At 56.8% G+C, this 23,003-nt stretch carries 18 protein-coding genes; 3 read left to right on the top strand and 15 right to left on the bottom strand.

All coding sequences use genetic code 11. From position 1 onward, the window contains the following. Positions 1 to 55: 55 nt before the first annotated feature. Positions 56 to 982 carry a GGDEF domain-containing protein gene (locus AC5JQH_RS20175; protein WP_008174406.1) on the top strand — a complete coding sequence of 309 codons (927 nt, stop codon included), beginning with the start codon at positions 56 to 58 and terminating at the stop codon, positions 980 to 982. A 3-nt stretch (positions 983 to 985) separates the two neighbouring features. Here the strand turns inward: AC5JQH_RS20175 and rluB are convergent, their stop codons facing one another. From rluB to sdhC, 13 genes are all read right to left on the bottom strand, one after another. Continuing rightward, entirely contained in the window at positions 986 to 1,972 is a 987-nt protein-coding gene (rluB, locus tag AC5JQH_RS20170; RefSeq protein WP_288367413.1) for a 23S rRNA pseudouridine(2605) synthase RluB, read from the bottom strand. 39 nt (positions 1,973 to 2,011) lie between these two features. Further along, positions 2,012 to 2,650, bottom strand: coding sequence for an SMC-Scp complex subunit ScpB (gene scpB, locus AC5JQH_RS20165; protein ID WP_286804031.1), 639 nt, complete (start codon positions 2,648 to 2,650; stop codon positions 2,012 to 2,014). A gap of 42 nt (positions 2,651 to 2,692) precedes the next feature. Further along, positions 2,693 to 3,526: a segregation and condensation protein A gene (locus tag AC5JQH_RS20160; protein WP_092032874.1), complete on the bottom strand. Its 834-nt coding sequence runs from the start codon at positions 3,524 to 3,526 to the stop codon at positions 2,693 to 2,695. Between the two features lie 59 nt (positions 3,527 to 3,585). After that, entirely contained in the window at positions 3,586 to 4,800 is a 1,215-nt protein-coding gene (locus AC5JQH_RS20155; RefSeq protein WP_075267709.1) for a tryptophan--tRNA ligase, read from the bottom strand. A 120-nt stretch (positions 4,801 to 4,920) separates the two neighbouring features. Next, on the bottom strand, positions 4,921 to 5,793 hold the full coding sequence (gene sucD, locus AC5JQH_RS20150; RefSeq protein WP_008174394.1) for a succinate--CoA ligase subunit alpha: 873 nt from the start codon (positions 5,791 to 5,793) through the stop codon (positions 4,921 to 4,923). Next, complete coding sequence (gene sucC / locus AC5JQH_RS20145; RefSeq protein WP_008174392.1) at positions 5,793 to 6,959, bottom strand: ADP-forming succinate--CoA ligase subunit beta; 1,167 nt, start codon at positions 6,957 to 6,959, stop codon at positions 5,793 to 5,795. Before sucC ends, sucD begins: the two co-directional genes overlap by 1 nt. 36 nt (positions 6,960 to 6,995) lie before the next feature. Then, positions 6,996 to 8,438 carry a dihydrolipoyl dehydrogenase gene (gene lpdA, locus AC5JQH_RS20140; protein ID WP_008174390.1) on the bottom strand — a complete coding sequence of 481 codons (1,443 nt, stop codon included), beginning with the start codon at positions 8,436 to 8,438 and terminating at the stop codon, positions 6,996 to 6,998. Positions 8,439 to 8,473: 35 nt separating this feature from the next. After that, positions 8,474 to 9,703, bottom strand: a complete 1,230-nt coding sequence (odhB, locus tag AC5JQH_RS20135) for a 2-oxoglutarate dehydrogenase complex dihydrolipoyllysine-residue succinyltransferase (RefSeq protein WP_014576927.1) — start codon at positions 9,701 to 9,703, stop codon at positions 8,474 to 8,476. Positions 9,704 to 9,728: 25 nt separating this feature from the next. Beyond that, positions 9,729 to 12,566 (bottom strand): 2-oxoglutarate dehydrogenase E1 component, encoded by a 2,838-nt coding sequence (locus tag AC5JQH_RS20130; protein ID WP_493805902.1) that lies wholly within the window; start codon positions 12,564 to 12,566, stop codon positions 9,729 to 9,731. A 312-nt stretch (positions 12,567 to 12,878) separates the two neighbouring features. Further along, entirely contained in the window at positions 12,879 to 13,583 is a 705-nt protein-coding gene (locus AC5JQH_RS20125) for a succinate dehydrogenase iron-sulfur subunit (protein ID WP_008174383.1), read from the bottom strand. Positions 13,584 to 13,597: 14 nt separating this feature from the next. Then, on the bottom strand, positions 13,598 to 15,370 hold the full coding sequence (gene sdhA, locus AC5JQH_RS20120; protein WP_008174382.1) for a succinate dehydrogenase flavoprotein subunit: 1,773 nt from the start codon (positions 15,368 to 15,370) through the stop codon (positions 13,598 to 13,600). Positions 15,371 to 15,373: 3 nt separating this feature from the next. After that, positions 15,374 to 15,718 (bottom strand): succinate dehydrogenase, hydrophobic membrane anchor protein, encoded by a 345-nt coding sequence (gene sdhD, locus AC5JQH_RS20115; RefSeq protein ID WP_008174380.1) that lies wholly within the window; start codon positions 15,716 to 15,718, stop codon positions 15,374 to 15,376. Further along, positions 15,712 to 16,086 (bottom strand): succinate dehydrogenase, cytochrome b556 subunit, encoded by a 375-nt coding sequence (gene sdhC, locus AC5JQH_RS20110; RefSeq protein WP_008174377.1) that lies wholly within the window; start codon positions 16,084 to 16,086, stop codon positions 15,712 to 15,714. The genes sdhD and sdhC overlap by 7 nt, the downstream gene beginning before the upstream one ends. Before the next feature lie 477 nt (positions 16,087 to 16,563). Here sdhC and gltA point away from each other — a divergent pair, with 477 nt between their 5' ends. Next, positions 16,564 to 17,838 (top strand): citrate synthase, encoded by a 1,275-nt coding sequence (gene gltA / locus AC5JQH_RS20105; RefSeq protein ID WP_008174375.1) that lies wholly within the window; start codon positions 16,564 to 16,566, stop codon positions 17,836 to 17,838. Positions 17,839 to 17,954: 116 nt separating this feature from the next. Then, positions 17,955 to 18,827, top strand: coding sequence for an NAD(P)-dependent oxidoreductase (locus AC5JQH_RS20100; RefSeq protein ID WP_008174372.1), 873 nt, complete (start codon positions 17,955 to 17,957; stop codon positions 18,825 to 18,827). A gap of 60 nt (positions 18,828 to 18,887) precedes the next feature. Here AC5JQH_RS20100 and topA read toward each other — a convergent pair whose 3' ends face one another. Together topA and fadA are read right to left on the bottom strand one after the other, a co-directional pair. Continuing rightward, on the bottom strand, positions 18,888 to 21,530 hold the full coding sequence (gene topA / locus AC5JQH_RS20095; RefSeq protein ID WP_008174370.1) for a type I DNA topoisomerase: 2,643 nt from the start codon (positions 21,528 to 21,530) through the stop codon (positions 18,888 to 18,890). A gap of 272 nt (positions 21,531 to 21,802) precedes the next feature. Next, on the bottom strand, positions 21,803 to 22,978 hold the full coding sequence (gene fadA / locus AC5JQH_RS20090; protein WP_062784509.1) for an acetyl-CoA C-acyltransferase FadA: 1,176 nt from the start codon (positions 22,976 to 22,978) through the stop codon (positions 21,803 to 21,805). Between the last annotated feature and the right edge of the window lie 25 nt (positions 22,979 to 23,003).

The following is a 23,003-nucleotide window of genomic DNA, read 5'->3' as shown; positions in this document are numbered from 1 at the left end:
GTTTCTGCTTTGCACACGCAAAGCACTGTAAACTTCTGCGACAGAGTGAACCGTAGTGAAAAACATACCGTCGATCCATCAGTCTCCTTCCCAGCCCCAGAAACTGGCCGCGCTGCGTCAGGCACACCAGGACTGGAACAATACGCCGGATGTACTCACCAGGCTGACGCGCCGGCTGTCCACCACCCTGTCGCTGGAACAGCAGCTGGCGATCCTGGCCGAAGAGCTGGTCGCTATTGTTCCATTCAGTGCGCTCAACTACCGGCACCGGATCGGGAAACAGGATTTCGTCTATGCCACAGGCATGGGGGGCCCACACCGCTGCGAGTACCGGCTGAGCCTTGAAGGTGTCAATTATGGGACCCTGGTACTGCAACGTCGGCAGAGGTTCTCGGAACAGGAGTTGGAAGGCGTCGAGATGGTTCTGAGTGCGGCGATCTGCCCGATTCGCAACGCCTGCCAGTACGTGGCCATTGAGCAGGCATCTCTGACAGATTCCCTGACCGGCATACCCAACAAACGCGCCCTGGACGACGCTCTGCAACGCTCCAGCCTGTTATCAGAGCGCCATGGCGAGCCCTACTCGCTCGTCCTCTGCGATCTGGACCACTTCAAGACGGTGAACGACACTCACGGCCATGTGGTTGGCGACCATCTTCTGCAATTGGCCGCGTGCGAGATCGAGAAGTCGATCCGAACCTCGGATTCAGTCTACCGCTTTGGCGGCGAGGAGTTTGCTATCCTGCTCCCGCATACCTCGGAGCAGGATGCCAGGGATGTAGCAGAGCGCGTTCGCGAAGCGATCGCCGCTATCCGGGTTGATGGCGGAGAGAAGGAACTGAAGGTCACAACGAGTTGTGGCGTTGCCACCTTCCTGCCCAAGGAGGCGCCCCAGGCCTGGCTGGCAAGGGCGGACGAGGCACTCTATCGCGCCAAACACCAGGGCCGTAACTGCACCCGGGTGTTTGCCACCATTTCGTAACGATCAGCCCCGGGGGGTCTTGCTTCGGGCTCTCTCTGGCCGGGGAGCACGCCCGGCTGGTTTGGCAGGTTTGGTGTCGCTGACAGCCCATTTGTTACCGGGTGTTTTCTTACCGGACCGGCCAGGGCTTTTCCGCCTCTGACGGTCGTGGGCCGCTTTCTCATTTGGTGTTTTCTGCGGAATTTCAACCGCTTCGAGACCAACCGTGCGGCTCAGGGTGTCTACTGCCCGCTGATCCAGCTCTTCCCATTTTCCTACAGTCAGCCTGCTCGGCAGGAAGATCGGCCCGTAGCGCACGCGCTTCAGCCGACTGACGCGAACACCCTGGGATTCCCAAAGACGACGAACTTCCCGATTGCGCCCTTCCAGCAAGGTCACGTGGAACCAGCGATTTATACCGCTACCGCCGGCCGGAGAGATATCGGTGAACTTGGCCATGCCATCTTCCAGGAGAACGCCCTGAAGCAGGCGCTCGATCATCGCATCGTCCACTTCCCCGAAGATCCGTACCGCGTATTCCCGATCAATCTGGTTGGACGGGTGCATCAGGCGATTCGCCAACTCGCCGTCTGTGGTGAAGAGCACCAGACCCGTGGTATTGATATCCAGCCGTCCGATGGAAATCCACCGGTGCTCCTTGAGACGTGGCAAACGATCAAACACCGTCGGCCGCCCCTCAGGATCCTTTCGAGTGGTAACCTCACCCTCAGGTTTGTTATAGATCAGTACCCGGCGCATCACTTCCGCCGCACCGGACACTTCCAGTCGCTTGCCGTCGAGTTCGAAGCGATCCTCAACAGTCGCTTTTTGCCCGGGCGCCACAGGTTGCCCGTTGACCAGCAGGCGGCCGGCTTCCATCCAGCCTTCAATTTCCCGGCGCGAACCGATGCCCGCGCGGGCAAGCAATTTCTGAATACGCTCTGGCCCACCACCCTGGCTCGCGTTGTCCTTGGCTGGTCTGGCTGGTTTGTTGGGGCGTTCTGCCGCCATGAAATCAATCCTTAGTATCTGACTGACACCCGAATGGCGTCAGTGAAGTGTCTGGCTCGAAGATTCGTCGTCGTTCTCGGCAGTCGTTGATTCGAACTCGATCTCCGCCTGCATGTTCTTTTCAATTTCCCGGCCGATCTCTTCAAGATCGCGGACTTCATTCAGGGGCGGCATCTGATCCAGGCCCGTGAGGTTAAAGTAGTCCAGAAACTGTTTCGTAGTTGCATACATGGCCGGACGGCCGGGAACATCCCGATGCCCAACGACGCGAACCCACTCTCGCTCAAGCAGAGTGCGAATGATATTGCTGCTTACCGTGACACCCCGAATATCCTCGATTTCACCCCGGGTGATTGGCTGCCGATAGGCGATCAATGCCAGGGTTTCAAGCAACGCCCGGGAATAGCGCTGGGGCTTTTCCTCAAACAAACGCCCTACCCAGGGCGCGAATTCTTCGCGGACCTGAATACGGTAGCCACTGGCAACCCTCTTCAATTCAAAACCGCGCCCTTCGCAAGCCGCCTCCAGAAGTACCATGACATGTTCCATTACCTGGCGTGCGGGGCGTTCCTCTTCACTGAACAGGTCCCGAAGCTGGTCGAGAGACAAGGGTTTGCCCGCAGCCAGCAGGGCCGCTTCAGCAATCGCCTGTATTCTCAGCAGGTGTTCTTCGTTCATGGTGTCTGATCCGTATTTCCGTGCTTTGAACGTTGGGAGGCCCTAGCTGGCTGCCCTGGCTCGAACATGAATAGGGCCCAGGACCTCGGCCTGGACAACCTCGATCAGCTGCTCTTTGACCAGCTCAAGCGTGGCCAGGAAGGTCACCACGACGCCGAGCCGGCCCTCTTCAATCGTAAACAGGCTTTCGAATGTCACAAAATGATCGTCCTGAAGCACCGACAGGATTGCGGACATGCGCTCCCGGGTCGAAAGCCTTTCCCGTTCAACATGGTGACTGGTAAACAGGTCTGCCCGCTGAAGCACGCCTTGCAGAGCCAGCAGCATTTCCCGCAAGTCTACATCCGGATGGGGCTGACTGGAGGGCATCTTCGGCAGCGCGGCGGAGGCGGCAAAGGTATCGCGTTCCAGGCGCGGTAATTCATCAATGTCCTCGGCAGCCTGCTTGAACCGTTCGTATTGCTGAAGCCGGCGAATCAGTTCGGCCCGGGGATCAACCTCTTCCTCATCGTCGCTTTCCTGTCGAGGCAACAGCATCCTCGATTTGATCTCCGCCAATGTGGCGGCCATCACCAGGTATTCCGCAGCCAGCTCGAACCGCATGGCCTCCACGGCACCGATGTAATCCATGTATTGCCGGGTAATTTCGCTAACGTCGATGTCCAGAATGTTCATGTTCTGGCGACGGATGAGATACAGCAGAAGATCCAGCGGCCCTTCGAACGCCTCAAGGAAGACCGCAAGGGCGTCCGGCGGAATGTACAAATCCTTGGGAAGATCCACCACCGGCTTGCCGGACACCCGCGCCAGGGGCGACTGCTCCGGTGCAGCGTCCTCGGCTTCGGGCGTGGCCTGATCGGTGGATTCTTCAGTCATAACCTTTCACTCCGGGTCAGCGCACTGGCTGTATGCTCGTGGCACCGACTCCTGCGGATTCAGCGGTAATGAAGCCCCATGGCGGCCCGGACTTCCTCCAGGGTGTCGCGGGCGGCGTCGCGGGCGTGTTCGCGACCTTCCTGGAGAATGGAATGAACCAGATCCGGATTGCCCTCATACTCCCGCGCGCGTTCGTGGAGCGGACGCTGCTCCTCGACAATCGCGTCAATCAACGGCTTCTTGCAATCCAGGCAACCGATGCCGGCACTGCGACAACCGGTCTGCACCCACTCCTGAGTGTCGGCGTCAGAATAGATCTTGTGCATTCCCCACACCGGGCACTTTTCGGGTTCACCCGCGTCGGTTCGACGGACCCGCTGGGGATCGGTCTGCATGGTGCGAACCTTCTGGGCTACGCTGTCCGGCTCTTCCCGCAGGCCGATATAGTTGTTGTAGGACTTGGACATTTTCTGCCCATCCAGCCCCGGCAATTTGGATTCCGGCGTCAGCAGCGGTTGGGGCTCCGGCAAAATCACCTTGCCGCCACCTTCAATGTAACCGTAAAGACGCTCACGATCGCCCAGGGAGATATTCTGTTGTTCTTTCAACAGAGCACGGGCCGTTTCCAGGGCGTCCATGTCGCCCTCTTCCTGGTAACGCCTCTTGAGATTGCGATAGAGCTTGGCGTTTTTCTTGCCCATCTTCACGATGGCACCTTCCGCCTGCTCTTCAAAGCCTGGCTCGCGACCATAGATGTGGTTGAACCGGCGCGCGATTTCCCTGGTGATTTCAACGTGGGAAACCTGATCCGCACCAACAGGCACTTTTCCTGCCCGGTAAACCAGAATATCTGCACTCTGAAGCAGCGGGTAACCCAGGAACCCGTAGGTCGCCAGATCCTTCTCCCGCAGCTTCTCCTGCTGATCCTTGAACGTCGGCACGCGTTCCAGCCACCCGAGGGGCGTGATCATCGAGAGCAGCAGATGCAGTTCGGCGTGCTCGGGCACCTGCGACTGGATAAACATCGTGGACGAGCCCGGGTTCACACCGGCCGCCAGCCAATCAATGACCATATCCCAGACGCTTTGTTCAATGCCGGAGGGGTCATCGTAGTTGGTGGTGAGCGCGTGCCAGTCCGCCACAAAGAAAAAACATTCGAATTCATGCTGGAGTTTAACCCAGTTTTTCAGCACACCGTGGTAGTGGCCAAGGTGAAGCTTGCCGGTCGGACGCATGCCGGACAAAACCCTTTGCTGGGAATCTACAGAACTCAAAGCACGAACTCCTTATTTGGTATTGGAACCGCCATCATAGTTCAGGCGACCCGTCATTATAAATAAAAAACCCCCGCTCTGCAGGGCAGAAACGGGGGTTTTTACTGAAAGAAGGCCAGCTTACCAGCCAGTGACTTCCTTCAGGGCCTGACCGATCTCGGCCAGACTGCGTACGGTGCGAACACCAGCGTCTTCCAGGGCAGCAAACTTATCGTCTGCTGTACCCTTGCCACCGGAGATGATGGCGCCGGCATGGCCCATGCGCTTGCCCGGAGGCGCAGTAACACCAGCGATGTAGGAAACCACCGGCTTGGAGACGTTCTGCTTGATGTAGGCCGCAGCTTCTTCCTCGGCGGTACCGCCGATCTCGCCAATCATCACAATGGCTTCTGTCTCGGGATCTTTCTCGAGCAGGGCCAGAATGTCGATGAAGTTGGAGCCCGGGATCGGGTCACCACCGATACCGATACAGGTGGACTGACCGTAGCCGAAGTCAGTGGTCTGCTTGACCGCTTCGTAAGTCAGGGTGCCTGAACGGGACACGATGCCAACCTTGCCCTTCTTGTGGATGTGGCCAGGCATGATGCCGATCTTGCACTCGTCCGGAGTGATAACACCCGGGCAGTTCGGACCAATCATGCGAACGCCTTTGCGATCCACGTATTCTTTGGCGTACAGCATATCGATAGTAGGGATACCTTCAGTGATACATACGATCAGCTGAATGCCGGCATCCGCCGCTTCGATGATGGCGTCCTTACAGAACGGCGCAGGTACGTAGATAACGGTCGCTTCAGCGCCGGTTGCTTCAACGGCGTCACGCACGGTGTTGAACACCGGCAGACCCAGATGCTCGGTACCGCCCTTGCCGGGGCTGACGCCACCAACCATCTTGGTGCCGTAGGCGATCGCCTGCTCTGAGTGGAAGGTGCCCTGTGCGCCGGTAAAGCCCTGACAGATAACCTTGGTGTCTTTGTTAATCAGGATGCTCATTATTTACCCCCTGCGGCTTTAACAACTTGCTCTGCCGCATTCGACAGACTGGTAGCGGCAATGATGTTCAGACCGCTCTCGGCGAGTACCTGAGTACCCTTCTCCGCGTTGTTGCCTTCAAGGCGAACCACAACAGGAACCTTGACGCCGACTTCCTTCACGGCACCGATGATGCCCTCTGCAATCATGTCGCAGCGAACGATACCACCGAAGATGTTGACCAGAACCGCCTTCACATTGGAGTCAGACAGGATGATCTTGAATGCCTCGGAAACACGCTCCTTGGTTGCACCGCCGCCAACGTCCAGAAAGTTGGCAGGCTGGCCGCCGGACAGCTTGATGATGTCCATGGTACCCATGGCCAGGCCGGCACCGTTGACCATGCAGCCAATGTTGCCTTCCAGGGCCACGTAGTTGAGCTCCCACTTGGCCGCTTCCGCTTCCCGGGAATCTTCCTGGGAGGGATCGTGCATCTCGTGGATCTTTTTCTGGCGGTACAGTGCGTTGCCGTCGACGCCGACTTTGGCGTCCAGGCAGTGCAGATCACCAGCCGGGGTAATAACCAGCGGGTTGATTTCTACCAGTGCCAGATCGCACTCTTCGAACAGCTTGGCCAGACCAACGAAGATCTTGGTGAACTGACCGATCTGCTTGCCTTCCAGGCCCAGTTTGAACGCGAGCTCGCGGCCCTGGTACGGCTGAGCGCCAACCAGCGGGTCGATTTCGGCTTTCAGGATCTTCTCGGGCGTTTCTTCGGCAACCTTCTCGATCTCAACACCACCTTCGGTGGAGGCCATGAACACGATGCGGCGAGTGCCCCGGTCAACAACCGCGCCCAGGTAAAGCTCCTGGTCGATGTCGGTGAGGGATTCAACCAGGATCTTGCTCACCGGCTGGCCGTTTTCATCTGTCTGGTAGGTTACCAGGTTCTGGCCCAGCCACTTCTCGGCAAACTCACGGATCTCTTCTTTGCTCTTGACCAGCTTTACACCGCCAGCCTTACCACGGCCACCTGCGTGAACCTGGGCTTTCACAACCCATGCATCACCGCCGATTTCACCAGCTGCGTCTACAGCTTCCTTCGGAGTATCACAGGCAATGCCCTTGGATACTGGCAGGCCATATTCAGCGAAAAGCTGTTTGCCCTGATATTCATGCAAATTCATAGTTAATGTCCCGAATTAAAAAATTCCTGGTTTGCGTTACTTCTTCTTGCGGCGGTTGGCGATGTGGATCGCGCCACCACCGACGGCCAGAGCTGCTTCATGCACGGACTCGGACAGAGTCGGATGTGCAAAACAGGTCAGGGCCAGATCTTCGGCGCTGGAACCGAATTCCATGGCGATTACGCCCTGGGCAACGATTTCAGAGGCCTGGGGACCAACTACATGGAAACCGACAATGCGGTCAGTTTTTGCGTCAGCAATGATCTTGACCAGACCGGACGCCGAGTTTGCAGCCATTGCACGACCGTTGGCCGCAAACGGGAAGGTACCTACGTTGTACTCTTCACCTTCTGCCTTCATCTGCTCTTCGGTTTTGCCAACCCAGGCAACTTCCGGGAAGGTGTAGACAACGTTCGGGATGCAGTCGTAGTTCACCTGAGGCTTGTGCCCGGCAATACGCTCCGCAACCATGATGCCTTCTTCAGACGCCTTGTGGGCCAGCATGGGTCCACGAACCACGTCACCGATCGCCCAGACACCCGGGGCTTCGGTTTTACAGTTGTCATCAACAAAGATGAAGCCGCGCTCATCCATCTGGACGCCGGAATCTTCCGACAACAGGTTGTCGGTGTAGGGTCGACGACCAACAGCCACGATCAGCTTGTCGAACTTGGCTTCGTGCTTGCCCTTGGAATCCTCGTAGTTCACGTTCACCAGCTTGCGCTTTACTTCCGCGCCAGTCATACGCGCACCCATGACGATGTTCAGTCCCTGCTTCTGGAACTGTTTCAGGGCATCTTTTGCTACCTGCTGGTCAACGGCCGGCAGGAAGGTGTCCTGGGCTTCCAGAACGGTGACTTCGGCGCCCAGGCGGGCCCAGACACTGCCGAGTTCCAGGCCGATAACGCCGGCACCAATCACACCCAGGCGCTTCGGCACCTCGGTGAACTCGAGGGCACCCTCGGAATCCACGATGTATTCGCCGTCGAAAGGCGCGGGCGGAATCTGGATCGGCTTGGAACCGGTGGCCAGAATGATGTTTTCGGCTTCGTAGGTCTTCGACTTGCCGTCCTTGTCGGTTACTTCCACCTTGCGGTTGGCCAGCAATTTGCCGTGGCCATGGATGGAAGTCACGCCGTTGGACTTGAACAAGCCTGCGATACCGCCGGTCAGCTGCTTAACGATGCCGCTCTTGCGCTCCATCATCTTGCCGATGTCCATTTTGACATCCTTGGCAATGATGCCCTGCATCTCGAAATCGTGGCTGGATTCCTCAAACTTGTGGGAAATCTCCAGCAGCGCCTTGGAGGGGATGCAACCAACGTTCAGGCAGGTACCACCGAGCACCTGTGCCTTGCCGTCTTCTGAAGTCCAGGACTCGACACACGCGGTCTTGAGACCCAGCTGTGCCGCTTTGATGGCAGCTACGTAGCCCCCGGGGCCTGCACCAATGACAATGACGTCGTACTTATCAGACATACTTTTATCCCGTTTCCGATTCGTTAAATGTCGGCTCAGACGTCCAGCAGAATACGTGCCGGGTCTTCAAGCATTTCCTTGATGGCAACGAGGAACTGCACCGCTTCCTTACCATCAATCATTCTGTGGTCGTAAGAAAGCGCCAGGTACATCATCGGCTGAATTTCCACCTTGCCGTTCACGGCCATCGGACGCTCCTGGATCTTGTGCATGCCCAGGATGGCTGTCTGCGGAGGGTTCAGGATCGGTGTGGAAATCAGCGAACCGAAGATACCGCCGTTGGTAATTGTGAAGGTACCGCCGGTCATATCTTCAATGGCCAGTTTGCCTTCTTTCGCCTTGGTGCCGTACTCGACGATCTTCTTCTCGATGTCGGCCAGACCCATGGCGTCGGAATCACGCAGAACAGGAACCACCAGGCCGCGATCGGTGGAAACCGCCACGCCGATGTCCTGGTAACCGTGATACACCATGTCGTTACCATCGATGGACGCGTTCACCGCCGGGAAGCGCTTCAGGGCTTCGGTGGCAGCCTTGGTAAAGAACGACATGAAGCCAAGCTTGATACCGTGACGCTTCACAAAGCTGTCCTGGTACTGCTTGCGCATCTCCATGATCGGGCCCATGTTCACCTCGTTAAAGGTGGTCAGCATGGCTGCGCTCTGCTGGGCATTAACCAGACGCTTGGCGATGCTCGCACGCAGGCGGGTCATCGGTACGCGCTTCTCGGGACGTTCGCCCTGGCTGACGTTGACTTCCGGCATACCAGCCGCAGGCTGGGGTGCGGCAGCACCGCCGGAGGACTTGGCGCTGTCTACGTGGTTCTGAACGTCTTCCTTGGTTACGCGGCCATCTTTACCGGTACCCTTGATGCTGTTCGGATCGACGTTATTTTCCTCAGCCAGCTTTCGGGCCGCCGGGCTCAGGATGGCTTCGCCGGAAGATGCCTCACTCTTGGCTTCTTCCTTCGGAGCCTCTTCCTTGCTTTCTTCTTTCTTACCCTCGGCAGGCTTGGATTCGCCCTTGGCGCCTTCCTTGAACTTGCCGACTACCTCACCACTTTCAACGGTATCGCCTTCGTTCTTGATGATTTCTTCAATCACGCCGTCAGCAGGCGCAACAACCTCAAGAACAACCTTGTCGGTCTCGATATCGACAATCAGCTCGTCACGGGAGCAGGCTTCACCCGGCTGTTTGTGCCAGGTCGCGACAGTACCTTCCGCGACCGACTCCGGGAAAACGGGGGCTTTAATCTCAGTTGACATTACAGATCCTTAGTTCGGTAGCTCGTCAAATTTCAAACGCGTCGTTAACCAGTTTCTTCTGCTCTTCAATGTGGACCGACATATGGCCACAGGCAGGAGCAGCCGAAGCGTCACGACCGGCATACTGAAGATACAGCTTGGGGTTCTTGCGATGCAGCGCGTTGCGCATATGATGCTGGCTGCAGTACCAGGCCCCCTGGTTCATCGGCTCTTCCTGACACCAGACAACGTGCTTGAGCTTGGTGTACTCGCTCAGGAGCTCGTCAAGATCGTCTCCGGGGAAAGGATACAGCTGTTCGATCCGGACAATGGCCACGTCATCACGCTCGTCCGACTTCTTCTTTTCAAGCAGATCGAAATACACCTTGCCTGAGCACAGGATCAGACGGGTGACCTTCTTCGGATCGGACGGTTCTTTCTCGGGCAGCACCGTCTTGAAAGTACCGCTGGTCAGATCATCAAGATCAGACGTCGCTTCCTTGTGCCGCAGCAGGCTCTTGGGCGTAATGGCTACCAACGGCTTGCGCAACGGGCGTTTTACCTGGCGCCGCAGCATATGGAATACCTGGGAAGGCGTGGTGGGCACGCAAACCTGGATATTATGCTCTGCACTCAGTTGCAGGAAACGCTCAAGGCGCGCCGAGCTGTGCTCCGGCCCCTGCCCTTCGTAACCATGGGGCAGCAGAAGGGTCAGACCACAAAGGCGCCCCCACTTGTGCTCACCACTGGTCAGGAACTGGTCGATTACAACCTGGGCACCATTGGCAAAATCGCCGAACTGCGCTTCCCAGACCACAAGGCCATCAGGCGCGGTAGTGGCGTAGCCGTACTCGAACGCCATTACGGCTTCTTCCGACAGCAGCGAGTCGTAAATTTCGAATTTGGGCTGATCTTCCGACAATTCCGCCAGAGCAATATGGGTCGATCCATCTTTCTGGTTGTGAAGGACGGCATGGCGGTGAGAGAACGTGCCACGGCCAATATCCTGCCCCGTAAGACGGATTGGGTGACCTTCGTCCAACAGCGTGGCGTACGCCATGACTTCACCGTAGCCCCAGTTGATAGGCAGGGCGCCGGCGGTCATTTTTTCGCGGTCGGAAACAATCTTGGAGACCTGACGCTGGATACTGAAACCTTCAGGGACAGAGGTCAGTTTCTTGCCCAGCTTCTGGATCGTCTTCAGCGCAACGCTGGACTTGCACTTGGCTGTCCACTCGTGGCCGAGGTAAGGAGTCCAGTCAACGTAGAGCTCTTTGTTGGGCTCCTTGACCAGGGATTTGACCACGTGCTCGCCATTGTCCAGGGCGTCACGGTAGTCGTTCTCCATCTGCTTGGCTTCTTCCTCGGTGATAACACCGGCTTCCACCAATTGATCCACGTACAGGTTGCGGGTGGTCTTCAGCTTGCGGATTTTCTCGTACATGACCGGCTGGGTTGCTGCCGGCTCGTCCGCTTCGTTGTGACCGCGACGGCGATAGCAAACCAGGTCGATCACAACGTCGTTCTTGAATTCGTTGCGATAATCCATCGCCATCTGTGTCACGAACATGACCGCTTCAGGGTCATCCGCATTCACATGCAGAATCGGCGCCTGGATCATCTTGGCAACGTCGGTACAGTATTCCGTTGACCGCGCATCTTCCTGCTTGCTGGTGGTGAAACCAACCTGGTTGTTGATCACGATATGAATGGTGCCACCAACGCCGAAGCCGCGGGTCTGGGACATCTGGAAGGTTTCCATCACCACGCCCTGGCCGGCAAATGCTGCGTCGCCGTGCATGATAATCGGAACGACCTTGGTGCCCTCATTGTCGTTACGGCGGGTTTGACGAGCCCGGACAGAGCCCTCAACAACCGGAGAAACGATTTCAAGGTGTGACGGGTTAAACGCCATTGCCAGGTGAACTTCGCCACCCGGCGTCATCACGTTGGATGAGAAGCCCTGGTGGTACTTCACATCACCGGAGCCAGAATCTGCGAGCTTCTTGCCCTCGAATTCGTCGAAGAGCTCCCGTGGATTCTTGCCCAGGGTATTAACAAGAACGTTGAGGCGGCCACGGTGAGCCATACCCAGGACGATTTCCTTGGCGCCATAGGAGCCGGCACGCTGAATCAGCTCGTCCAAACAGGGGATCAGACTCTCGCCACCCTCAAGGCCGAACCGCTTTACGCCGGGGTAGCGGGACCCCAGGTACTTCTCAAGGCCTTCGGCAGCCGTCAGGCGCTCAAGGATATGCTTACGGGTGTTATCTTCGTATGCCGGGCGTGAACGAACCGGCTCCATGCGCTGCTGGAACCAACGCTTGATGCGGGTATCCACCACGTGCATGTATTCGGCACCGATGCTTTCGCAATAGGTCTGGCGCAGGCCATCGACAATGTCTCCGAGCTTCATGGTCTCGGAGCCAAGGTTCAGGGAGCCGGTCTGGAATTCGAGATCCCTGTCAGAGTCGGATAGCTCATGAAATTCGGGATCGAGGTCTTCGACCCGGGGACGCTGCCATACACCGAGCGGGTCCAGCTTCGCTTCCTGATGACCGCGGAAGCGATAGGCGTTGATCAGCTGGAGAACACGAATCTGCTTCTTGTCCGCATCAGACGTGGCGCTTGCGGGAACGCCGCCGCTGGCAAGAAAACGCTGATTGCGGGAAATGTGTTCAAACTGTTCGCGGATGGAAGAGTGGACAATGTCACGGCCCTTGTAGCCATCGACACTGGGAAGCTTGTCGAAATAGCTGCGCCACTCTTCGGGAACGGCGTTGGGGTCTGTCAGGTAGGTTTCAAAAAGCTGTTCAACATAGGCGAGATTTCCACCCTGGAGGTGGGAAGTCTGCCATAACTGCTCCATTATGCTTTCGTGCATCTTGAATAGCTCACCTTGGGCTGGTGCGGGGAGCCCGATATGGTCGGCCAGGGGTATTTCTCAGTCAATACGGGTTTTTACGGGATCGACTTTGGCCACCACACCCGACATGGATGTTTTCCATTCCCCGGTGGTTTTTATACTCAGCAAAACAGGGAGAAAACTTTATAAGTTCCCGCCACGGCTTGCGTAGTGTGCACCCGGGTAAGACCTTTGACTATAAGCCTTTGGTTGAAGGCCCCGCAAACTTGCGAGGCCTTCCGGGTACTAACCTGATCAGAACAGTATAGCGTCTGTCGCAAATCCTGCTGCTTAAGTCGCCCTTTGCAGCAGAAGATTCCGAATGTGGCCGATAGCCCTTGTGGGGTTCAGGCCTTTCGGGCAGACACTTACACAATTCATGATGCCCCGGCAACGGAATACGCTGAACGGGTCATCAAGGTTGGCAAGTCGCTCTTCCTGGGCTGTATCCCGGCTGTCAGCCAGGAAACGGTAGGCCTGAAGCAGGCCAGCAGGACCGATAAACTTGTCAGGGTTCCACCAGAATGACGGGCAGGACGTGGAGCAGCAAGCACAGAGAATACACTCGTACAGGCCGTCCAGCTTCTGGCGGTCTTCCGGAGACTGCAGCCGCTCGATCGCAGGCGCAGGCTTGTCGTTAATCAGGTACGGCATGACCTTTTCATACTGCTTATAGAAAAGACTCATATCTACAACCAGATCACGAATAACCGGCAGGCCCGGCAGCGGGCGCAGAACCAGCTTATCGCCCTTCACCACCTGGGAAACAGGCGTGATACAGGCCAGCCCGTTCTTGCCGTTCATGTTCATGCCGTCGGAGCCACAAACGCCCTCCCGACAGGAACGGCGATAGGCCATCGAAGGATCCCGCTCTTTGACCAGGTTCAGCACGTCAAGAACCATGAGATCCTTGCCTTCCGGAATTTCGACATCCACGTCCTGCATATAAGGCGCGTTGTCGGTCTCCGGGTTATAACGATAAAGGCTTACCAACATTTTCGGAATCCCCCTTAGTAAGTCCGGACCTTCGGCTCGAACTTGTCCACCGTCTTCGGTGCAAAGTTCACATCACGCTTGCCCACACGCTTTTCCAGCGGGAAGTACATGGAGTGCTTGAGCCAGTTCTCGTCATCACGCTCGGTGAAATCGTTCCTGGCGTGGGCACCACGGCTTTCCTTACGCTCGAACGCGGAAATCGCTGTGGACAGGGCAACCTCATAAAGGTTGTCCAGTTCGAGCGCCTCGATACGAGCAGTGTTAAAGGCGTTGCTGGTATCAGCCAGCTTGGTGTTGCGAACGCGCTCACCAATGGCTTCCAGCTTCTTGAGACCCTCTTCCATGCTCTTGCCGTCACGGAATACACCGAAGTACAGCTGCATACAGTTCTGGAGATCTTTCCGAACTTCCGCAACACTCTCGCCTTCGGAGGCGTTGTTCAGGCGGTCAAGCCGCGCCATCGCGCGTTTGATGTCGTCTTCGCTGGCACCGTCCACTTCAAAGCCGCCACGAAGCTGCTCCTCGATGTGCAGACCCGCTGCGCGACCGAAGACCACCAGATCCAGCAGAGAGTTACCACCCAGACGGTTGGCACCGTGTACCGATACACAGGCTGCTTCACCACAGGCGAACAGCCCGGGGATCGGCTTGTCCTTGCCATTCTCGTCCTGGGTCAGCGCCTGGCCACCAACGTTGGTCGGAATACCGCCCATCATGTAGTGACAGGTCGGAACAACCGGGATCGGCTCTTTCACCGGATCAACGTGTGCAAAGGTGCGGGACAGCTCACAGATGCCCGGCAAACGCAGGTTCAGGGTTTCTTCGCCCAGATGATCAAGCTTCAGCAGCACGTGATCCTTGTCGGGACCACAGCCACGACCTTCCAGGATCTCGATAACCATGGCGCGGGCAACAACGTCCCGGCCTGCCAGGTCTTTCGCGTTCGGCGCATAGCGCTCCATGAAACGCTCGCCCTCGGCGTTGATCAGATAACCACCCTCACCCCGGCAACCTTCGGTCACCAGCGTGCCAGCACCGTAGATGCCGGTCGGATGGAACTGCCACATCTCCATGTCCTGCATCGGGAAACCGGCGCGCAGCGCCATGCCGATACCATCGCCCGTATTGATCAGGGCGTTTGTTGTGGAGGCGTAGATACGACCCGCGCCACCGGTAGCCAGAACGGTTGCCTTGGACTTGATGTAAGCAACTTCGCCGGTCTCGACTTCGATGGCGACCACACCAACGACCTCGTCCTTGCTGTTCTTGACGAGATCAACCGCGTACCACTCGTTCAGGAACGTTGTGCCGCCCTTGATGTTGGCCTGATACAGGGTATGCAGAAGCGCGTGACCGGTACGGTCGGCAGCTGCACAGGTACGAGCTGCCTGAGTCGGGTTATCCGGGCCCTTGGACTGGCCACCGAAAGGACGCTGATAGATACGACCCTGCTCGGTACGGGAGAAAGGAAGACCCATGTGCTCAAGCTCGAACACCGCCTGAGGGCCTACAGAACACATGTACTCGACGGCATCCTGGTCGGCAATGTAGTCCGAGCCTTTTACCGTGTCATACATGTGCCAGCGCCAGTCGTCGTTCGGATCAGCACTGGCAATAGCACAGGTAATACCGCCCTGCGCAGAGACCGTATGAGACCGCGTGGGGAAAACCTTGGTGATACACGCGGTATTGACGCCGGATTCGGTCAGCTGAAGCGCGGCACGCATGCCGGACCCGCCACCACCGATAACAATCGCGTCAAAAGACATGGTCTTGATATTAGCCATCGATTAAAGCCCCCAAAGAATCTGAATGCCCCAAACCACATATACGAACATGGTCAGCCCACAAGCTGCCTGCACGATAAACCTGGGACCCATGGCCTTGATGTAGTCCGTGGTCACTGTCCAGAGCCCTACCCAGGCGTGAGCGCCAATTGACAGCAATGCCATCAGGGTAAAGATGCGAAACCAGGTCTGGTCAAACAACGCGTTCCAGGTGTCGTAGTTAACATCGGTCGTCAACATATAACCGAGCAGGAAAATTGTATACAAAGCAAGTACGTAGGCAGTTACCCTCTGGATCAGCCAGTCGAAGACACCACTGCGACCCAGGTTCGTGACGCTATTTACCATACCCAGACTCCTGCCAGAACGATGAGAATGACGGAAACCACAACCGTGATCTTCGAGGCGAGGCGGCCGCTCTCGAGCTCTTCACCAATGCCCACATCCATGAACAGGTGCTTGATACCCGCAACCAGGTGGTACAACAGAGCAGACAAGATGCCCCAGATAATCAGCTTGGCAAGGAAGCTGTCCAGCAGTTCATTGACGCGACTGAAGCCCTCTTCCCCGGACAGGGAAAGCTGAAGTCCGTAAAGCATGAACGCAACACCAACAAAAATGATGATGCCGCTGATACGGTGCAATATGGACGTAATGGCTGGCAGCGGAAAATGAAACTTGCCGAGATCGAGATTTACTGGTCGTTTGCTATTCACAGCGCTCTCACACTCTCTCTTGGTTCCGCGGGACCGGAAAACCGGATGCGGATGGTTGGTATGTAAGGATCGGCGTGCAGATACGAAACCGGCACACGATTGGCTCAGAAGGGAGGAAACCTCACCGGCAACCCGCTATTTACAGGCAGCGGGAAAAGGTTTATCCCCGATTCCGGGCTAGGGATTATAAGGAGTACCCTAACCAATTACAAACGTGCAACGTCGCTCAGGCCGCGTATTTCAGGGGGTTAAGCCAGCTATAAGGAGGATTGACAAATCCTTTTCCTGCCCGAATCCGTTGTCATTCGGGATATCCCTGATTTACAGCCAATGTCAAATTATGGGTTTTCCCGACTCTTCCATTGACAAAAAAAGCCAACGCCCTATATTTTGCCGCCAGTTTTGCGATAATACGCGCCTTCTAGCGCATCTATAACTGTAGATAAAGCTGTCAAAGCTGATAAATAGGAGAGCACCATGACCGACAGGAAAGCCACGCTCTCGGTGGGGGACAAGTCCATTGAGCTACCGGTTTATTCAGGCACCGTCGGCCCTGACGTTATCGACGTACGAGGCCTAGTCCAGGAAGGCGTTTTCACATACGATCCCGGATTCGTATCCACAGCAGCCTGCGAATCGGCCATTACCTACATCGACGGAGCAAACGGCGTTCTCCTGCACCGCGGCTACCCGATTGAGCAACTGGCCGAACATTCTGACTACCTTGAAGTCTGCTACCTCCTCCTTCACGGCGAACTCCCGAGCGCCGAGGAAAACCAGAAGTTCCACGACACCATCAAAAACCACACCATGCTCCACGACCAGATGCGGAACTTCTTCCAGGGTTTCCGTCGTGATGCACACCCGATGGCGATCATGTGTGGTGTAGTCGGCGCTCTGTCCGCCTTCTACCACGGCGAGATGGACGTTGCCAGCCAGGAGCAGCGGGAAATTACCGCGCATCGCCTGATTGCAAAGATGCCGACCATTGCCGCCTGGTGTTACAAGTACGCCATTGGCCAACCTTTCATTTATCCGCGTAACGACCTCTCGTACTCCGAGAACTTCCTGCAGATGATGTTTGGCGTTCCTTGCGAGGAGTACAAGCCGAACCCGATCCTGGCCAAGGCCATGGACAAGATTTTCATCCTGCACGCGGATCATGAACAGAACGCCTCAACGTCTACGGTGCGCCTGGCCGGCTCTACCGGCGCCAACCCCTACGCCTGCATTGCCTCCGGCATCGCGGCTCTGTGGGGACCCGCTCACGGCGGCGCCAACGAAGCGGTTCTGGACATGCTGGCCGAGATCGGCGATGAATCCAACATCGAGAAATTCATTGCCAAGGCCAAGGACAAAGACGATCCGTTCCGCCTGATGGGCTTCGGCCACCGGGTATACAAGAACTTCGACCCGCGCGCCAAAGTAATGGCTGAAACTGCCCACGAAGTGCTGACCGAGCTGGGCCTGGAAAACGACCCGCTGCTGAAGATCGCCCAGCGTCTCGAGAAGATCGCGCTGGAAGACGAATACTTCGTCAAGCGCAAGCTCTACCCCAACGTGGATTTCTATTCCGGCCTGATCCTCAAGGCAATCGGAATCCCGACGTCGATGTTCACCGTTATCTTCGCTCTGTCGCGTACCATTGGCTGGTTCTCGCACTGGAACGAAATGGTAAGCGGCGACTATCGCATCGGCCGTCCGCGTCAGCTCTACACCGGCTCGGATTCCCGGGATTATCCGGCCAAATAAGTCTGACTTGCCGGGTAAAACACGTAAAGGCCGCTGATTCAGCGGCCTTTTTTATTGCGTGCTGCCCTGCCCTTATGTGCTAAGTTAACCCGATAAAAACATAAGAGGAGAAAGCGATGACTAAAGCAGCATTTATCGGCCTGGGCGTCATGGGTTACCCGATGGCCGGCCACCTGGCGAAGGCGGGGCTCGACGTCAGGGTCTGGAACCGGACCAATGCCAAAGCCGAGCAGTGGGCAAGCGAATACTCGGGAACCAGCTGCACCACCATTGCTGAGGCCGTGAGGGGCGCGGATATTGTTTTGACCTGTGTTGGGGCCGATACCGATCTTATGGCCGTTTACGAGGGTGATGAAGGTATTCTCGCCAATGCCTCTGAAGGCGCTGTGCTGGTCGATCACACTACGGCTTCTGCCGGCATTGCCGAGTATCTCGCTGAAGCTGCCAGCAAAAACAACATGGGATTTGTAGACGCGCCTGTATCCGGCGGCCAGCAAGGCGCTGAAAACGGCAAACTGACCATCATGTGCGGCGGCTCGGAACAGGACTATGCGAAAGCCGAGCCGGTTATGGAGCACTATGCGCGGGCACTCAATCGAATGGGCCCGGCTGGCAGTGGCCAGAAAACCAAGATGGTGAACCAGATCGCGATTGCCGGTCTCGTCCAGGGGCTTTCAGAGGCCCTGCACTTTGCCGAGCAGGCTGAACTGGATGTGGCGAAAGTGGTGGACGTGATTTCAAAAGGCGCAGCCCAATCCTGGCAAATGGAAAACCGCTCGGGAACCATGATTGCAGGAGAGTTCGAACACGGCTTCGCCGTTGACTGGATGCGCAAGGACCTCGGGATTTGCCTTGAGGAGGCGAGAAAAGTGAATGCGTCTCTGCCGGTGACCGCACTGGTCGATCAATTCTATGCGGATGTCCAGTCGATGGGCGGTAAACGGTGGGATACCTCATCTCTCATACAGAGACTGAGGAAATTCCGCTAAGGTATTGAATCCGGGGTCGTTTGACGGCAATCAGCCCACGACCCCGGAAACCAGTAGACGTTACTTTTTCTTGTCCTGTGGTTGCCACTTACCGTTCACATACCACGCAGACCAGCCCGTCGCCTTGCCATCCTTTTCAGACATGACGTACTGCTCCTTGCTCTTACGGCTGTAGCGAATCACCGTCGGATTACCCTCGGGGTCACGCTCGGGCGCATCCATCAGGTAATCGTACTTCGGATCAATCTCCTTGCGGTGCGGTTTAATCTCCATCACCAGCGGTGGCCGCGTTTCCCGGTTTTTCGGGAATTTGCTGGCAGCCAGGAACAAACCGGACGCACCGTCCCTGAGAACGTAAGTATCATCGACTTTCTGACATTGGAGCTCGGGCATTGGCACCGGGTCCATTTTGGGCGGAGCGGGCTCGCCATTTTTCAGCAACTTGCGGGTATTCTTGCACTCGGCATTGGTGCATCCGAAATACTTGCCAAAACGCCCGGTTTTAAGCTGCATCTCGGAGCCACACTTATCGCACTCAAGAGTCGGCCCATCGTAGCCCTTGATGCGGAACGTGCCCTTTTCTACCTCGTAGCCAGAGCAATCCGGATTGTTACCGCAAACATGCAGCTTGCGGGTTTCGTCCACCAGGTAGCTGTCCATGGCGGTGCCACACTTGGGGCAGCGACGTTTCTTGCGCAGCAGACGGGTTTCGCCCTCACCCTCGACGTCATCGTCGGCGCTGACAACCTCATCACCGGACACGAGGTTAATGGTAGTCTTGCAACGCTCTTTCGGTGGCAAGGAATAGCCAGAGCAACCCAGGAAAACACCAGTGCTGGCAACCCGGATCTGCATGTTCCGGCCACAGCTCGGGCATGGAATGTCCGTTTCAGTCGGCGTGTTGGCCCTCATGCCGCCGTCTTCACCACTCTCGGCTTTTTCCAGCTGCTGCCGGAACCGACCGTAAAAGTCATTCAGGACTTTCTTCCACTCGACATCGCCCTCGGCAATCTCGTCGAGCTCATCTTCCATCCTCGCGGTGAAATCGAAGTCCATCAGGTTCGGAAAAGATTCCGACAGGCGCTCGGTAACGATCTCGCCCATCTTCTCGGCGTAGAACCGACGGTTCTGCAGCCTCACATATCCGCGATCCTGAATCGTGGAAATAATCGATGCGTAGGTCGACGGACGGCCAATGCCCTGCTTTTCGAGCTCTTTGACCAGGCTGGCCTCGGTGTACCTGGGCGCCGGCTTGGTAAAGTGCTGCGTAGGATCCAGTTTCTTGAGATCCAGCACTTCATCCACCTTAATGTCAGGCAGAGCAATGTCTTCATCTTTCTTCGCGGCCTGGGGCGCCGCCTTCAGGAAGCCATCGAATTTGATGATCCGACCCCGGGTACGGAGTTCATAATCGCCGTTGGCCACCACGATGGACGTACTCAGGAATTCGGCGTCGGACATCTGACAGGCAATAAACTGACGCCATATGAGGTCGTAGAGCTTCTCGGCATCCTTCTCAAGGCCACTGATATCCGCCGGACGACGGCTGACTTCGGTTGGGCGAATGGCCTCGTGCGCCTCCTGGGCGCCCTCTTTGCTGCCGTAGACACGGGGCTTTTCGGGCCGGTATTTGTCGCCGAACTGCTTTTCGATGTACGCACGGCAACTGTTGATCGCATCCTGACTCAGATTGGTCGAGTCCGTACGCATGTAGGTAATGAAACCGGCCTCATAAAGACGCTGGGCCAGCATCATCGTCTTCTTGACGCTGAACCCCATCCGGTTACTGGCAGCCTGCTGCAGCGTAGACGTAATAAACGGCGCGGACGGCCGCGAACGGGTCGGCTTGTCTTCCCGCTTGGCAACCTTGAACGTACCCGCCTTCAGCCGGCTGACGTGGTCACTGCTCTGCTGCTCATTGACCGGACGATAGGGCTTGTCCTCGTGGCGAGTCACCTCGAAACGAACCGGTTGATCGGCCTTGGCAGACGCCAGATCGGCGTGCAACTGCCAGAACTCCTCCGGAACGAACTTCCGAATTTCACGTTCACGCTCGACTATCAGCCGCACCGCAACGGATTGAACACGGCCGGCGGAGAGGCCGCGGGCAAGTTTGGCCCAAAGCAGGGGCGACACCATATAGCCAACAACCCGGTCGAGGAAGCGACGGGCCTGCTGTGCGTTAACCCGGTTATTGTCGAGAGTGCCTGGATCCTTGAACGCTTCCTGAATCGCACGCTTGGTGATTTCGTTGAACACCACGCGCCGGTACTTCTCTGGTTCGCCACCAATGGTCTGCTGAAGGTGCCAGGCGATAGCCTCCCCTTCACGGTCCAAATCCGTTGCCAGATAGATATGGTCAGCTGATTTGGCCAAACGCTTGAGTTCGCTGACCACCTTCTCTTTGCCGGGAAGGATCTCGTAACGGGCACTCCAATCCTGGTCCGGGTCGACACCCATCCGGGCAACTAGCTGCTCGCGGGACTTGCGCTTTTTATGAACCGCCTTCTCTTCAGGGCTCATCTTCCGGGTGATAGCAGCCTGCTTGGCACGCTCTTTGGGATCGGACTGGGATCCGCTGCCACTGACGGGAAGATCACGAATGTGCCCGACGCTCGATTTGACGATGAAGTCAGAGCCCAGGTACTTGTTGATGGTCTTCGCTTTCGCTGGTGACTCGACAATTACGAGACTTTTACCCATATCGGAGTTCTGTATCCTTGGCGATAAATCGGTCAATAAATCAGCAAACCGTAAACTCGCTGTAAAATCAGTCGGCTAGAAAACACAAATACGCCGCTATTTTGTATAGGCTCACTGTTTTACAGGGTCAAGAATAGCAAGACAACCCATTCTTTGGTTTCAATCCTGCTTTTTTTCACATTCGGGAACCCTGTTGGGCCCGCCTGCTGAAACAGAAAGGCCCGGCATTTGCCGGGCCTTCTGAAACCGCGAAATGCAATCCGGTTACTGGATTACAGACGCTCCCAGACCGTTGCAATGCCCTGGCCCAGACCGATACACATGGTGGAAACACCAAGCTTACCGCCTTTGGCCTGCATTACATTCAGCAGGGTTGTAGAGATACGTGCACCAGAGCAGCCCAGCGGATGGCCCAGGGCAATCGCGCCGCCGTTCAGGTTCACTTTTTCTTCCATAACGCCCAGAAGTTTCAGGTCCTTCAGGACAGGCAGGGACTGGCCGGCGAAAGCCTCGTTCAGTTCCCAGAAGTCGATATCCTCGACTTTCAGGCCTGCGCGCTTCAGGGCTTTCTTAGTGGCCGGCACCGGGCCGTAACCCATGATCGCGGGATCACAGCCGGCAACGGCCATGCTGCGGATCTTGGCAATCGGCTTGAGACCAAGTGCCTCTGCACGCTCTGCAGACATCAGCACCATCGCTGCCGCACCGTCGGTCAGCTGGGAAGACGTACCGGCTGTTACGGTACCGTTCTTCGGATCGAACGCCGGCTTGAGCTGGCTCAGGGACTCGGCCGTGGTCTCGGGACGAATGGTCTCGTCTTCCTCGATCAGCACCTTGAAGCCGTTCTCGTCGTGACCTTCAATGGGCACGATTTCGTTCTTGAAACGACCTTCTACGGTCGCTTCATGGGCCAGACGGTGGGACCGAGCGCCGAACTCGTCCTGCTGCTCACGGGTAATCCCGTGCATCTTGGCCAGCATTTCCGCGGTCAGGCCCATCATGTTGGACGCTTTTGCGGAGTACTTGGACGCAGCCGGGTTGTGGTCGAAGCCTTCGGTCATGGGTACGTGCCCCATGTGCTCAACACCACCCACGAAGAACACATCACCGTTGCCGGTCATGATGGCCTGGGCTGCAGTGTGAATCGCGCTCATGGCAGAGCCACACAGGCGGTTCACGGTCTGAGCGGCAGACTCGTGGGGAATGCGGGTCAGCAGGGAAATCTGACGCGCCACGTTGAAGCCCTGCTCCTTGGTCTGGTTTACACAGCCCCAGATAACATCTTCAACTTCTTTCGGGTCGAGCTTCGGGTTGCGCTCAAACAGTGCTTCGATCAGATTGGCGGACAGGGTCTCTGCACGCACGTTCCGGAAACAACCGTTTTTGGCACGACCCATCGGAGTCCGCACGCAATCGACGACGACAACGTCTCTCGGATTAAGGCTCATAGATCTTTCTCCGTTCGGAAATCTC

The sequence above is a fragment of the Marinobacter sp. H13 genome (assembly GCF_059072335.1).
The sequence above is the reverse complement of the archived record's forward strand: the minus strand, read 5'-3'. Positions and strand labels throughout refer to the sequence as shown.

What these genes read in the sequence shown, in the direction of transcription:
- sucC (WP_008174392.1), bottom strand. Translation starts at nt 6,959, where the DNA reads ATGAATTTGCATGAATATCAGGGCAAACAGCTTTTCGCTGAATATGGC.
- gltA (WP_008174375.1), top strand. Translation starts at nt 16,564, where the DNA reads ATGACCGACAGGAAAGCCACGCTCTCGGTGGGGGACAAGTCCATTGAG.
- AC5JQH_RS20160 (WP_092032874.1), bottom strand. Translation starts at nt 3,526, where the DNA reads ATGACTGAAGAATCCACCGATCAGGCCACGCCCGAAGCCGAGGACGCT.
- lpdA (WP_008174390.1), bottom strand. Translation starts at nt 8,438, where the DNA reads ATGTCTGATAAGTACGACGTCATTGTCATTGGTGCAGGCCCCGGGGGC.
- sucD (WP_008174394.1), bottom strand. Translation starts at nt 5,793, where the DNA reads ATGAGCATCCTGATTAACAAAGACACCAAGGTTATCTGTCAGGGCTTT.
- odhB (WP_014576927.1), bottom strand. Translation starts at nt 9,703, where the DNA reads ATGTCAACTGAGATTAAAGCCCCCGTTTTCCCGGAGTCGGTCGCGGAA.
- AC5JQH_RS20125 (WP_008174383.1), bottom strand. Translation starts at nt 13,583, where the DNA reads ATGTTGGTAAGCCTTTATCGTTATAACCCGGAGACCGACAACGCGCCT.
- AC5JQH_RS20100 (WP_008174372.1), top strand. Translation starts at nt 17,955, where the DNA reads ATGACTAAAGCAGCATTTATCGGCCTGGGCGTCATGGGTTACCCGATG.
- sdhA (WP_008174382.1), bottom strand. Translation starts at nt 15,370, where the DNA reads ATGGCTAATATCAAGACCATGTCTTTTGACGCGATTGTTATCGGTGGT.
- rluB (WP_288367413.1), bottom strand. Translation starts at nt 1,972, where the DNA reads ATGGCGGCAGAACGCCCCAACAAACCAGCCAGACCAGCCAAGGACAAC.
- sdhD (WP_008174380.1), bottom strand. Translation starts at nt 15,718, where the DNA reads ATGGTAAATAGCGTCACGAACCTGGGTCGCAGTGGTGTCTTCGACTGG.
- AC5JQH_RS20130 (WP_493805902.1), bottom strand. Translation starts at nt 12,566, where the DNA reads ATGCACGAAAGCATAATGGAGCAGTTATGGCAGACTTCCCACCTCCAG.
- fadA (WP_062784509.1), bottom strand. Translation starts at nt 22,978, where the DNA reads ATGAGCCTTAATCCGAGAGACGTTGTCGTCGTCGATTGCGTGCGGACT.
- topA (WP_008174370.1), bottom strand. Translation starts at nt 21,530, where the DNA reads ATGGGTAAAAGTCTCGTAATTGTCGAGTCACCAGCGAAAGCGAAGACC.
- scpB (WP_286804031.1), bottom strand. Translation starts at nt 2,650, where the DNA reads ATGAACGAAGAACACCTGCTGAGAATACAGGCGATTGCTGAAGCGGCC.